We start from the raw sequence: 11,833 nt of genomic DNA, 5'->3' as shown, positions 1-11,833 counted from the left end.
TAAAATCAGTGGTACCCCGGATAGGAATCGAACCTATAACCTTTTCCTTAGGACGGAACTGCTCTATCCAATTGAGCTACCGAGGCTCACTTCTCTATTTTAACAGATTTTTACAAAAATAGCGAGATTTTAACGCGTAAATTTTTCTCGAGGTGAATGATAGTCGTAAATTTCATGATCAGCAAACCAATGTTCAATTTCTTGTTTCGCTTCTTCAACACTTCCCGATGCATGAATTAAGTTCGGAATTCCAACATTGTGTTCATCCGCATAGCCAAAACTCATGTGCGAATAATCTCCTCGAATCGTTCCCGGCAGCGCAGCTTTTGGTTCGGTGCCACCAACGAGTTTTCGTACCAATTCAACCGATTCAACACCTTCGAGAACCATCGCGATCACAGGCCCTTGCGTCATAAATTCCAACGCCATATCAAAAGCTTTTTCGCCACGGCGCGTCACCATTTTACCAATTCCTTCATAATGTTTATGATAATGCTCTTTATTTGGGAAGATCATTTTTGTGCCGATGATTTTTAAGCCAACTCTTTCGAAACGTGTTAAAATTTCGCCCACAATTCCACGCTGAACTGCGTCGGGCTTGAACAAAATTAGTGTTCGCTGAATCAACTCTTTCGACATAAAAAATCCTCCTTAAAGCTTATACTTAAAATTATACTCTTTTTTCGAAAAAAATGCTATAATAAGATTATGTATATTTCTGAAGGAATTGAAGATTTTATTGAGTCGCTCGAAGTTGAAGGTGGTCGTTCGAAAAAAACTGCCGAGAATTATCAGCTATATTTAGAGCGCCTTGTGGAATTTTCGGGAGATATTCCCGTTAAAGAAATCACTTCTGAACTTGTTCGAAAATATCGCTTGTGGCTTAACCGTTACGAAAACGATTCTGGTAAAAGTTTAAGTAGAACTACCCAAGCATATCATCTTATTGCGCTTCGAAGATTTTTAACTTACCTTTCGCGTCGAGATATTAAAAGTCTTGAACCCTCAAAAATTGAACTACCAAAAATTGTTAAACCCCAGGTAAATTTTTTGCACTACGAAGAAATTGAACGTTTAATTTCGGCAATTCCAAATGAAACTGAAAGCGACTTGCGTGATCGTGCAATTATTGAGCTGCTTTTTTCTAGCGGACTCCGTGTTTCAGAACTTGTAAGTTTAAATCGCGGAAGCATCAACACAAAACGGCGTGAGTTTACGGTTCGCGGAAAAGGAAACAAAGATCGCCCAATTTTTATTTCGAAAAAGGCCGCCGAACATATTGAAAATTACTTGCAAGCACGAGAAGACAACCTTCAACCCTTGTTTTTGAATTATTCGAAACGCTATAAAAAACCGTCAACAGATGGAAATTACCGCCGAATTACCGCCCGCTCAGTCCAGCGAATGGTTGAAAAATACGCGCGCCTAGCAGGAATCACAAAGCACGTTTCCCCACACACAATGCGCCACTCTTTTGCAACAGATTTACTCGTGAATGGTGCCGATCTACGTTCAGTTCAAGGCATGCTTGGACACGCAAGTATTGCAACAACACAAATTTATACACATATTACTGATCAACATTTAAAAGAAATCCACGAGCGATTCCATAGCGAAACAGAATAAAAGCGACTTTCGAAAAAGTCGCTTTTTTATTTATCTACCAAGAGTTCTTACGGTGAGTTCGAATTTATTAACTGCGCAATAGTTGCTTTTAACATTCCCCTCACAGTTTTTACTTCCAGCATTCATTCGAATATCGTTATTATCTGGTGTACCTAAAACATAGGCGATATTTACAATCATTTGATTTGAAGATGAACTAATCAAATTACCACCTGAAGTAAATGATATATTGTGAAGCTGAAGATTAACTTCACTGTTGCTTAAAATTTCAGTAACTGTATCATCATGAGGAACTTTCGTCCAAACCGTACTTTGAGCATTATTTGAACAATAATTTTTTGCGGTGTCACGAATTTTAACAAACCGAACTGGATTTTTATCTCCAACATAAATAATTAATGCTGCATCCGGATCTTTAAGATTAGTGTTCCACAGATAGCTCACTGACCCTGTACAAAATGCACCCGAACCGCCAACAACTCTATAATATTCATTAGTGTTGGTTCGACCATCCCAACCGTCAAGAACAGATGTTGAGTTAAATGTTTTTGTTAGATCTGCATTAATCGTTCGAGAAGCTGCATTTAGATCTTTATAAGTTGTTCCCCGTGTAATAGTATTTGTCATTTGGATAATTAAACCCGCAACCGAAAGCAGCAAAAAAGCAATCACGCCCATTGCGAGCATCAATTCCATAATTGTAAAACCTTTTTTATTTGCTTGCTGGATCATATAACCTCACAATCGTTCCAAGTGTTGTATTAACATTGCTTCCCGGTGCAGACCAACAAGCACGGATATGAAAATCATAATAATTTGTATTAGCCAGATGAACTTTTTCAACCCAAATACCTTCAGCCCTCTTATAATCAGTATTTGAATTTGTGATTGCGTTTGAATCCGCATCATCTCCATAAGCTATTCGCGGATAGGTTACTGCATTTGTTATCCCATTACTATGATAAGATAAATCACTACGCGATAGCACAAATGCATTCGCATCGTCCCGTTTACAATCGGCAAGTCGAGTAGCTGCGCCTTTCGCTCCTTTAGTTAGCTGTTCTTGCCAAACCCGAGCTGCCGCACTAGTTACAGCTCCCCCGTCGGAACGAAATTCTGAAATATATGCTGCATTTGCAAAGCGTAAAGCTTCGGCCTGTGAATCCATTGTGTTGCGTGCCATTGTTAGTTGCAAGCTTGCTAAAGCTCGTGACATTCCATTATTCATTGCTGATAGCCCAATCATCATTACTACAGCAAAAACTGCCATAGCAAGAAGAACTTCAACTAGTGTATCACCTTTTTGAGTTTTCATTATAATTTCGCTCCATTAATTATTACATCATTAAAATCGCTTCCACAAGAAGAGCCGTTTGGTCCATCTAGTGGTGCAATTTCAACTGAAGAAGCTGAAGAACCAATTTTAACAATCTTATTTCTACCACCAAAAAAGTTAAATCCACCAGACCCCGCACTAGTAGGTCGAACGCAAATATTCATAGTATTTCTATCAGTAACAACCCAGCTTTGATTAAGACTAAAATCTCGAAAACTAAAGATAATTCTTGGATTATTAAGAGTAGTATTGTTAATAGTTCCCGAAGCACCAAAAACCACAATTGAATTATCTAATGGTGACCTTAAGATTAAAATACCTACTCGACTATCTGTAACATTCTTAAATTGTGCACGCCATTGAAGTTCCATATTTTTAGGGCCATTAATTTGGTTAATTCCCCCATCCAAAACAAACTTTGTAGCTCTTAGAGCATCCAAGTTATTATTGCAAGGACCATTATTATTACAATCTCGATTAACATTAATATCTTTACCAATGACATCATAGACCTGATAGGTGTCCTGGCCATTCGTTGCATTTCCATCACTAGAGAATGAGATATATTTACCTAAGATAATACAATCACTTGCACCAGTTAATGCACCACTATTACCTTCACTCTTACTAATGCTAATATTATCACCGTTTGTGTTACAGTTAATTCGTTGGTTTTTGTCGTTTGTTTGATTTTCGACATCGCTAAAAATTCCCTGAATATCTGATTTAAAAGTGTTCACAGAATCGTTATAGCGTTGGCGTTCAATATTAGCATTCCAACCAACTAGCATTGTTACCAACATTAAACCAGAAATGCTAACAACCAGCATTACTTCAATAATTGTAAAAGCTTTTTTCGTCTTTAAGTTTTTCATAATTACTCCTATTATACCATAAGCTTTTTTAATTTTACATAATAAAACTTGTAAAAATTAATAAAAATTGCTGGAAGATTAACAAAATCAATGTAGCCAAAATCATAGCTGGGCCAAAAGGAATTCTTATTCCCCGTTTAACTTTTTTAAATTGCAGGATTGATTGGAGCAGCGCAAAAATTAAACCGACAAAATTCGAAAGGAACAATAAAAGCATTGCAAAGATTGGCTGATTTGGTAAAAGAAAAATCAAACCGATCGCTAAAATCCAATCGCCACCACCAACCCATTCTTCTTTCGAAATTTTGGCTAGCACAAAATAAACTAGTGGAAAAAGCGCCATTGAGATTGCGATATTAAATATCGAGAAAAGATTAAAACCATTTGTGGTGTTAGCGAATGCTGTTATCCAATAAATGAATGCAAGAAAATTAAAAATCCAAATAACTTTAGTCGGTAGGAGCGACCATTTTGCATCATAAATAAACATAATTGCGAGCGGAATAAACGCCAAAAACAGAATCAAAAGCCTAAATAATCCAAAAAGCGAAAATCCTGTACCAGATAATGGACTAAAAACTAGGAAAATAATTACAAAAAGCGCGAACATTGAAACTTCAGCTAAAAATTCAGTTGCACCAATTTTTGAGCGGCATTTACGGCATTTTCCACCAAGTGAAAGCCAAGAGATAATCGGAATTAAATCATACCATTTTAGTTGATAGCCACAATTTAAACAATGCGAACGATCATTTTTTGGGCTAACCGAAACGAGCGAGCGGAGTTTTTTCCATTCGACGGCGTCGATTTTTTCGCCAGAAGCTTTTTCATCTTGAAGCTGCTTGGCACGTAACCGCCAAACTTGAGCTACAGCAAAACTGCCAAAAACAGTACCGAGCGCCCCAAAACATAAACTTAATAGAAAATTCTCCACTCTCTTCCTTTCGAAAATTAAACTTTTGTAACCAATGAGTAGATTGGGAACAAGATTGCACCAATCAAACCACCGGCCATTAATGCCATTACAACCATCAAGATAGGTTCAATCAAAGTTGAAATTGCTTTAATTTGTTCGTCTAGTTCGTCTTCATAAACTTGAGCTGTTTTGCCAAGCATTTCATCGATTTTACCAGATTGTTCACCAATATTAATCATTTGTGGAACCATATCCAAGATGTAATCCTTGCCTTTTAGTGATTCAGAAAGACTTTTACCACCCTGAACGAGCTTAGCGGCGTCATCAACACTTTTCTTAACAACAACGTTATTCATCGCATCGCCACAAATATTCAACATATCAAGCATTTGAACGCCAGTTGAAAGCAAAAGCTGGCCAGTTCGCGTAAATCGAGCCATATAAAGCTTTCGAAAAAGCGGACTAAATAGCGGAACATTCAATTTGAAGTTCGCAGCGAATTTAATTCCTGGTTCAGTTTTAAGATATTGACGGAAGAAGTATCCACCAATACCAGCGATAATAATGACAAGCCACCAAAAATTAATCATAAAATCTGAAATACCTATAAGGATTTCTGTCGCCATTGGCAAAGTTTGGTGCATATCTTTATAGAGCTGTTTAACTTGTGGCACAACTTGAACCATCATGAAAGCCATCACGAGCGCAATAACTACAAGCACAATAATTGGATAAGTTAAAGCTCCCCGAATTTTACTCATCATTGCAGCATCTTTTTCTTGTTGTGTTGCAATACGGCGAAGAGATTCGTCAAGCGTTCCCGACATTTCACCGGCAGCAATCAAGGCAAGATAAACCTTATCAAACACTTCTGGAAATTTCGAAAAAGCATCTTTCAAACTCGAGCCACTCTCAACAGAAGCTAAAATTTCATCAATAACTGAACGCATTTTTTTATTTTCAGTCTGTTCTGAAATTGTTCGAAGAGCTTGGGCTAGTGGCAAACCAGCACCAATCAGAGTGGCAAACTGACGAGTGAAAACAATTTTATCTTTAGTTGTAATTCGATTTAAAAATCGATTTAACGGATTTTCTTGACCAACTTCATAGATATCATCTTGAAGAATATACCCTTGATCAATCAAGGCTTTTCCGGCAGCGCGCTTGCTGTCTGCCGAAATTTCACCCTTAACAATCTTTCCAGTAACTTTATCTTTTACTTTGTAAGAAAATTTTTTCATTTTAGCCTCTCATTAATCTTTCAAATTCAACTAAATCAACTGCGAACTCACGCGCATCATCATAAGTTACTACACCAGATTGCACAAGTTTAACAAGCGTACGATCCATTGTCTGCATTCCCTGATCTCCACCAGTTTGGATTATTGTATCAAGTTGGTGAGATTTACCTTCACGAATAATATTTCGAATTGCAGGGTTTGCAACCATAACTTCAGCCGCAACAACTCGACCACCGCCAATCGCAGGCACAAGCCGTTGAGCACAAATTCCTTGAATAATGTTTGCAAGTTGTGAACGAATTTGAGGTTGTTGGTGTGGCGGGAAAACGTCGATCATACGATCGATAGATTGCGAAGCGGAGTTGGTGTGAAGAGTTGCAAATACTAAGTGTCCAGTTTCAGCAATTGTAATCGCTGCAGAAATAGTTTCGAGATCACGCATCTCACCAATCAAAACAACATCCGGGTCCTGACGAAGTGCACTTCGAAGTGCGGCCGAGAATGAATATGTATCATAATGAACTTCACGCTGAACAATTGCAGAGCGTTTTGATTTGTGCGTAAATTCAATTGGGTCTTCAATTGTAATGATGTGCTGAGCTTTTTCGTTATTGATTTTATCGATCAATGCAGCCAAAGTTGTTGACTTACCAGAACCTGTTGGACCTGTAACCAAAACTAATCCTCGTGGGAAATCCGCAAAAGATTGAATAACTGGTGGCATACCTAGCTCAGCAATTGTTTTAATTTGATTTGGAATCAAACGCAATGAAGCTGCTAAATTTCCGCGCTCATGAAAAGCATTCACACGAAAACGACCAAGATCACCAAAAGCGAAAGAAAAGTCAAATTCTTTATCTTTGATCAAGATTTTTTGTTGATCATCGTCAAGAATAGCAAAAACTAACCGTTCAACCTCTTCAGCATTTAGCGGATTATACCCTGGAAATGCCGTCAAAACACCGTCTAAACGCATCATTGGTGGCAAACCAACTTGTAAATGAAGGTCGCTCGCATTTTTTCGAACGATTTCTTCAAGTAAAATTTCAATTCTTAAATTTTGATTCATATTTCTCCCCTTTTTTATGCGCTATCAGACGCAACCCTGTTTACTTCTTCTATTGTAGTGATTCCTGTTAATGCTTTGAGATAACCGTCTTGGCGCATCGTAATCATTCCCTGTTGCATCGCAACTTTTTGAACCTCATGTGAAGTTGCGTGCTTGATGATCAGCTGCTGAATTTCTTCTGTCACCTCCATAACCTCATACAAACCTGCACGACCTTGATATCCACCCGGTGTTTGTGGCGTATCGCGACCTTTCACAAGAGTATAAGATTTTTGATTTGCGAGCGGTAGATTTTTATAACCAAGATCGGCAGAAACTCTCTCAACTTCTTCTGGCGTTTTTGGCAATAAATGGCCAACGGTTTCAATAATACTTTGTGTTTGAAGTGGCGAAGATTGGTAAGTGTTTCTTTTTGGCGCAACCCGACGTACCAAACGCTGACCAATAATCGTATTCACCGTCGAAGCAATTAAGAAGGGTTCGATTCCCATATCAATCAAACGCGGAAGAATTCCAGCAGCAGAGTTAGTGTGCAATGTCGAGAAAACCAAGTGTCCCGTAAGTGCTGCTTGTACGGCTAGGTTCGCAGTCTCACCGTCACGGATTTCTCCGACCATCACAATATCTGGGTCAAGACGCAAAATCGAACGAAGACCAGCAGCGAAAGTTAGGCCAACTTCGGCGTTCACCTGAATTTGATTAACTCCATCCATCTTATACTCAACCGGATCTTCAAGTGTAATAATATTTACCGAATCATCTTTAATTTTTTTAATCAAGGCGTAAAGCGATGTTGACTTACCAGAACCTGTTGGACCAGAGGTCAAAACCATTCCATTTGGTGCCGAGATTCCTTTTAGGATTGTTCGAAGCGCTCGACCAGCATAACCCATATCTTCAAGATTAAATGAATTACCTGTTTTATCGAGCAAACGAATCACTACCTGCTCACCCCAAACAACTGGAGAGATAGCGATACGAAGGTCGACTTCTTTTCCGCCAACTGCCACAGCAAACTGACCGTCTTGCGGAATTCGGTGTTCATCGATCTTTAAATTCGAAAGAATTTTAATTCGTGAAATCAAAGCTGGCTCAATCGCTTTCGGAAGATTCATTATCTCACGCAGAACGCCATCGATTCGACAGCGAATTTTTAGAGATTTCTCGAGTGGCTCGATGTGAATATCGGACGCTTTTGCACGAACCGCATATTCTAAAATCGTATTTAACGCTTTTGAGATTGGTGAATCTTGAACAATCGTCTGAACTTGACGTTTCGATTCCGCCTCGGCTTGTTTTTGCGCGTCAACATTTTCAGCTAGAGCATCCACGCCTGAAAGGTCGGTTTTATATTGATCCAAAACATGCTTAATGGAGTTTTGGCTCGCCATAAATACTTTTAATGGACGCTGAATTAAACTCGAAAGATAATCGACGGCCTGAATATTTGTTGCATCAAGCATCGCCACAGCAATTCTTCCCTGTACTTCCGCAATCGGCACGGCCATATTTCTTTCCGCAATATCAACATTTATTAAATCAAGTGTTTCTTGCGGAATTGTTGTATTCTCAAGATTTACATATGGAATTCCAGAGACATGAGAAGTTGCATGAACAAGAATTTCATTATCTAGAAGTTTGTGTTCAATCATATACGACATTAGAGACTGATTGTTTAAACCAGCCTCTTTAATAGCCAACTCAATTTTAGATTCTTGAACAAGCCCCTCTTCTACAAGGAGTTTTGCAAGCCTATCTTGAATATCATTGGTTAGTAATGTCATTATATTCCTTCTAAAAAATTATTATTTTTTTAATTATTGTCCAATATTAACTTGAACCGTTGGATTAACAGCGTTATCATTAAAGATTTCATTGCTTGGTTCAACGTATTCCTTAGAAATTGGTTTGGTTGTTTTAACTTCATAGCTTTGTTCACTAAAACCACCTTGTGCAATCGAGTTAATCACAAGATATGACACAAGAACGCTAATGCCGGCAATCAAAACAATCATTGCGATATCAGTTTTCTTCATTATTTTGATCCTCCAGATGTTGTTGTTGAATTAGTCTGCGTGCCAGTTCCACTTGTAGTTGTAGCTGGGTTTGCAGCATCATCGGCCTTAACTTTATTGCTATCCAGCGTCATTACATATTTAGGATAGTAATAAGCCTTAGCACTAAGTGTTATAGTGAATTTATTTATTGATCGTTCGAATTTAAAGCTTGTAACGTTAATAGCACGGATAGATTTTTCCATCTTCTGAAGAGTATTAATTATATTGTTATAAGCTGCAGTTTCTCGGTTTTTAATATCTTCTGGAGATCCTTCATTTGGGAAAGATGAAGAGATTGATGCTGTAAATTGAATATCTTTTACACCATCTGGGATGCTACTACTTTCGCTAGAAGAGCTTGTCGACACTGAGCTTGATGAGCTTAAACTGTTCGAATCTGAAGATTCAATATTAAATGAATCAAGTACTACACCGTCAGAAAAAATCTTCTTTTGCAAAGCTGAACCAAGCCCTGATGCATTTTCACTATCTGGAAGCGCGTCAGCAATAACACGCAAACCGCCATCATCAGCATTTGATTTCAAATTTTTCTTATTTAGATTTTCGTTAGTCTCTAAAGATCCTAATCGTTTCTTTAGATCATTAATGTTATCAATATTTTGTGTAATTGTTGAAATACTTTTATCTTGTTCAGTCAAAACTTTAGTATTAAAGCTATAAATTCTGAAAAGGTAAACCATTCCAACTACTGAAGCGCCAGCAATCAACGCTGCGCCAGCAACAGCTAAAAACATTGTTTGATTCGCTTTATTGATAGCGTTTCGTTTCAAAAAAGCTACTTCTTTATTTTCACCCATTATTTGTTCTCCTTTTCAGAGTCTTTCTTTGAACTTTGCGTAAAGATTCCAGCAGGAATTTGAACTGTTGAGTCTGTAACATTCTTCTTTCCAAGAGATTTGATTGCAAAATCTTTTGATGAGAATTTTAGAGCATCTTCGTTAATCTTAAACTTTACAGCAAATCGTAGAATATTTTGACCTTGGTCGTTTACGCCAATTGAACTTTCAGTTCGCACAACAGAACCTTCTTCGGCAAGCTTACAGATATCAGCATTGTTTTCAATATCTGATGATTTACATTTTGAATCATCACTATTGTAAATTACTTGTGAGTATTTGATTGTTTTAATGAAAGCTTCAAGAGCAGTAAATCCATTACTTGTTTCACCTTCAACTGAAACCATCCGTGTTTCTGGGTCATAATTTACTGATGAAAACTTAACTTCATTTTCACCAGTAGTTTTAATCGCTGGAATGACTGTGCTGAGCAATCGCGAAACATTCGGAGATGCTTCACGGATTTTTTGAATAGCATTAAGCTGATTTCGAAGCGTTGCTGCAGTTTCACCATCTTGAATTTTTTGCATATCGCTAAATTTGCTTGAAATTTCATCTTTTTTCAAGCCCATAAAAATTTGTTGACCTTGCGTTACTAGAAATAGTAAAACTACACCACCAAGCATTACAGCACCAATAATAATTGATGCGAAAGTAACAATATTTCGAAGGCGTTGCGCTTTAAGAAGATCACGCTTAACATCTGGCAAAAGATTAATTTCAACCATATTATTTATTGTTCCTTTCCGCCAAACCAATCGCTACGGCAAACTCATTACCAACACTTGCAACTTGTTGTTGATATTTTGCTGGGACATTTATATTTTGGAATGGATTTGCTGAGTATGACTGAATTCCTGTCTTTGAAGAAACATATTCAGGCATTTGCGGTACAATTCCAGAATAACCTGAAAGCGCAATTGATCCAACTTGAACATTTTGATATTTTGTTCCCAAGAATTTGATTGACTTGGCAATTTCTTGGACGAAGTTTTCAAGTGTAATCTCGATAGCATGAAAAACCTGACCTTCAAGTTTATCTTGAGCAAGACCAAACTTCATAATGAATTGTCGCGCTTGATCTTCTTTAATATTTAAGTTTTGCGTTGCAGATTTAACTAAGCTTGAAATACCTGTTGGAATTGTTCGAACAAGTCTTGGAGCACCTTGGTATACAATTGATAAGTCGGTTGAAATTTCACCCATATCAATAATCAATTGTGCTTGACCATTTTGGTTGCCTGAATAAAGCGCTCGAGTCATTGCTAATGAATCAGGTTCGCTTGCAACAACATTTAAGCCTAAACCTTCAACAAATTCCATTTTTTCTTCGCTGAAGTTTTTAGAAGTGCTTGCAAGTAGAATCTCTAATGAATCTGGATTTGAAAGAGATTCTCCAAGAAGAGCCCAGTCGACCTGAGCGTCATCGATAGCCATTGGAATATACTGATCGATTTGATAACTAACGTTTTTTTGCAATTCCTTAACATCTTGTTTAGGAACTTCGAAAATTGTTGTGAATGTCTTTTGGGACGGAAGACTAATCGCTACATTTTTCGTTTTAATATCGCTCTGACCGATCATCGTTGAGATAATTTCTCCCAAACGACGACGACTTTCATCAGAATTACTCAAAACTAATTGAGGGTCAACTGGAGTATATCCAAGACCAATTAAATTCCAAGAATTTTCTCCAGCTTTCGAAAGCTGGACGGCACGAATCGCGTTCGTTCCAATATCTAACGAGAAGAAATCGCCCACACCTTTAATATTAATCATGCTTACATTTTAACATAAACATAATTAAAAAATCAAGAGTTTTAACGACTATTAATAACCTGAAAATTATAAGTTAA

At 37.6% G+C, this 11,833-nt stretch carries 13 protein-coding genes and 1 tRNA gene; 1 reads left to right on the top strand and 13 read right to left on the bottom strand.

The window, feature by feature from the left end; genetic code table 11:
- Positions 1–9: 9 nt before the first annotated feature.
- Together HXK94_000440 and HXK94_000435 are read right to left on the bottom strand one after the other, a co-directional pair.
- Positions 10–86: transfer RNA gene (locus HXK94_000440), tRNA-Arg, on the bottom strand.
- A 43-nt stretch (positions 87–129) separates the two neighbouring features.
- Positions 130–639 carry a nucleoside-diphosphate kinase gene (locus tag HXK94_000435; GenBank protein QTI96365.1) on the bottom strand — a complete coding sequence of 170 codons (510 nt, stop codon included), beginning with the start codon at positions 637–639 and terminating at the stop codon, positions 130–132.
- A 69-nt stretch (positions 640–708) separates the two neighbouring features.
- On the opposite strand from HXK94_000435, the gene HXK94_000430 reads away from it, so the two are divergent.
- Complete coding sequence (locus tag HXK94_000430) at positions 709–1,626, top strand: tyrosine-type recombinase/integrase (GenBank protein QTI96364.1); 918 nt, start codon at positions 709–711, stop codon at positions 1,624–1,626.
- A 30-nt stretch (positions 1,627–1,656) separates the two neighbouring features.
- On the opposite strand, the gene HXK94_000425 is transcribed toward HXK94_000430, so the two are convergent.
- Genes HXK94_000425 through pilM form a run of 11 tightly spaced genes read right to left on the bottom strand, consistent with a single transcriptional unit; the run spans position 1,657 to position 11,756 of the window.
- Positions 1,657–2,358, bottom strand: coding sequence for a prepilin-type N-terminal cleavage/methylation domain-containing protein (locus tag HXK94_000425; GenBank protein ID QTI96363.1), 702 nt, complete (start codon positions 2,356–2,358; stop codon positions 1,657–1,659).
- The gene (locus HXK94_000420) at positions 2,339–2,941 is read right to left on the bottom strand and encodes a prepilin-type N-terminal cleavage/methylation domain-containing protein (GenBank protein ID QTI96362.1); all 603 of its coding nucleotides are present in this window, start codon (positions 2,939–2,941) and stop codon (positions 2,339–2,341) included. Before HXK94_000420 ends, HXK94_000425 begins: the two co-directional genes overlap by 20 nt.
- Positions 2,941–3,837 carry a hypothetical protein gene (locus tag HXK94_000415; GenBank protein QTI96361.1) on the bottom strand — a complete coding sequence of 299 codons (897 nt, stop codon included), beginning with the start codon at positions 3,835–3,837 and terminating at the stop codon, positions 2,941–2,943. The genes HXK94_000420 and HXK94_000415 overlap by 1 nt, the downstream gene beginning before the upstream one ends.
- A 34-nt stretch (positions 3,838–3,871) precedes the next feature.
- Positions 3,872–4,771, bottom strand: coding sequence for a prepilin peptidase (locus HXK94_000410; protein QTI96360.1), 900 nt, complete (start codon positions 4,769–4,771; stop codon positions 3,872–3,874).
- A gap of 17 nt (positions 4,772–4,788) precedes the next feature.
- Positions 4,789–5,994, bottom strand: coding sequence for a type II secretion system F family protein (locus HXK94_000405; GenBank protein QTI96359.1), 1,206 nt, complete (start codon positions 5,992–5,994; stop codon positions 4,789–4,791).
- Between the two features lies 1 nt (position 5,995).
- Complete coding sequence (locus HXK94_000400) at positions 5,996–7,063, bottom strand: type IV pilus twitching motility protein PilT (protein QTI96358.1); 1,068 nt, start codon at positions 7,061–7,063, stop codon at positions 5,996–5,998.
- 14 nt (positions 7,064–7,077) lie between these two features.
- Complete coding sequence (locus tag HXK94_000395) at positions 7,078–8,847, bottom strand: GspE/PulE family protein (GenBank protein QTI96357.1); 1,770 nt, start codon at positions 8,845–8,847, stop codon at positions 7,078–7,080.
- Between the two features lie 33 nt (positions 8,848–8,880).
- The gene (locus tag HXK94_000390; GenBank protein QTI96356.1) at positions 8,881–9,099 is read right to left on the bottom strand and encodes a hypothetical protein; all 219 of its coding nucleotides are present in this window, start codon (positions 9,097–9,099) and stop codon (positions 8,881–8,883) included.
- The gene (locus tag HXK94_000385; GenBank protein QTI96355.1) at positions 9,099–9,938 is read right to left on the bottom strand and encodes a hypothetical protein; all 840 of its coding nucleotides are present in this window, start codon (positions 9,936–9,938) and stop codon (positions 9,099–9,101) included. The genes HXK94_000390 and HXK94_000385 overlap by 1 nt, the downstream gene beginning before the upstream one ends.
- On the bottom strand, positions 9,938–10,705 hold the full coding sequence (locus HXK94_000380; protein QTI96354.1) for a hypothetical protein: 768 nt from the start codon (positions 10,703–10,705) through the stop codon (positions 9,938–9,940). The genes HXK94_000385 and HXK94_000380 overlap by 1 nt, the downstream gene beginning before the upstream one ends.
- Before the next feature lies 1 nt (position 10,706).
- Complete coding sequence (gene pilM, locus HXK94_000375) at positions 10,707–11,756, bottom strand: type IV pilus assembly protein PilM (protein QTI96353.1); 1,050 nt, start codon at positions 11,754–11,756, stop codon at positions 10,707–10,709.
- Between the last annotated feature and the right edge of the window lie 77 nt (positions 11,757–11,833).

The sequence above is a fragment of the Candidatus Nanogingivalaceae bacterium genome, from assembly GCA_015257795.3.
Taxonomy (GTDB): domain Bacteria; phylum Patescibacteriota; class Saccharimonadia; order Saccharimonadales; family Saccharimonadaceae; genus Nanogingivalis.
This window is presented reverse-complemented; position numbering and strand designations above follow the sequence as displayed.

Bases quoted from the DNA above. Each gene is read 5' to 3' on its own strand.
- HXK94_000435 (QTI96365.1), bottom strand. From the start codon at position 639: ATGTCGAAAGAGTTGATTCAGCGAACACTAATTTTGTTCAAGCCCGAC.
- HXK94_000430 (QTI96364.1), top strand. From the start codon at position 709: ATGTATATTTCTGAAGGAATTGAAGATTTTATTGAGTCGCTCGAAGTT.
- HXK94_000425 (QTI96363.1), bottom strand. From the start codon at position 2,358: ATGATCCAGCAAGCAAATAAAAAAGGTTTTACAATTATGGAATTGATG.
- HXK94_000420 (QTI96362.1), bottom strand. From the start codon at position 2,941: ATGAAAACTCAAAAAGGTGATACACTAGTTGAAGTTCTTCTTGCTATG.
- HXK94_000415 (QTI96361.1), bottom strand. From the start codon at position 3,837: ATGAAAAACTTAAAGACGAAAAAAGCTTTTACAATTATTGAAGTAATG.
- HXK94_000405 (QTI96359.1), bottom strand. From the start codon at position 5,994: ATGAAAAAATTTTCTTACAAAGTAAAAGATAAAGTTACTGGAAAGATT.
- HXK94_000400 (QTI96358.1), bottom strand. From the start codon at position 7,063: ATGAATCAAAATTTAAGAATTGAAATTTTACTTGAAGAAATCGTTCGA.
- HXK94_000395 (QTI96357.1), bottom strand. From the start codon at position 8,847: ATGACATTACTAACCAATGATATTCAAGATAGGCTTGCAAAACTCCTT.
- HXK94_000390 (QTI96356.1), bottom strand. From the start codon at position 9,099: ATGAAGAAAACTGATATCGCAATGATTGTTTTGATTGCCGGCATTAGC.
- HXK94_000385 (QTI96355.1), bottom strand. From the start codon at position 9,938: ATGGGTGAAAATAAAGAAGTAGCTTTTTTGAAACGAAACGCTATCAAT.
- HXK94_000380 (QTI96354.1), bottom strand. From the start codon at position 10,705: ATGGTTGAAATTAATCTTTTGCCAGATGTTAAGCGTGATCTTCTTAAA.
- pilM (QTI96353.1), bottom strand. From the start codon at position 11,756: ATGATTAATATTAAAGGTGTGGGCGATTTCTTCTCGTTAGATATTGGA.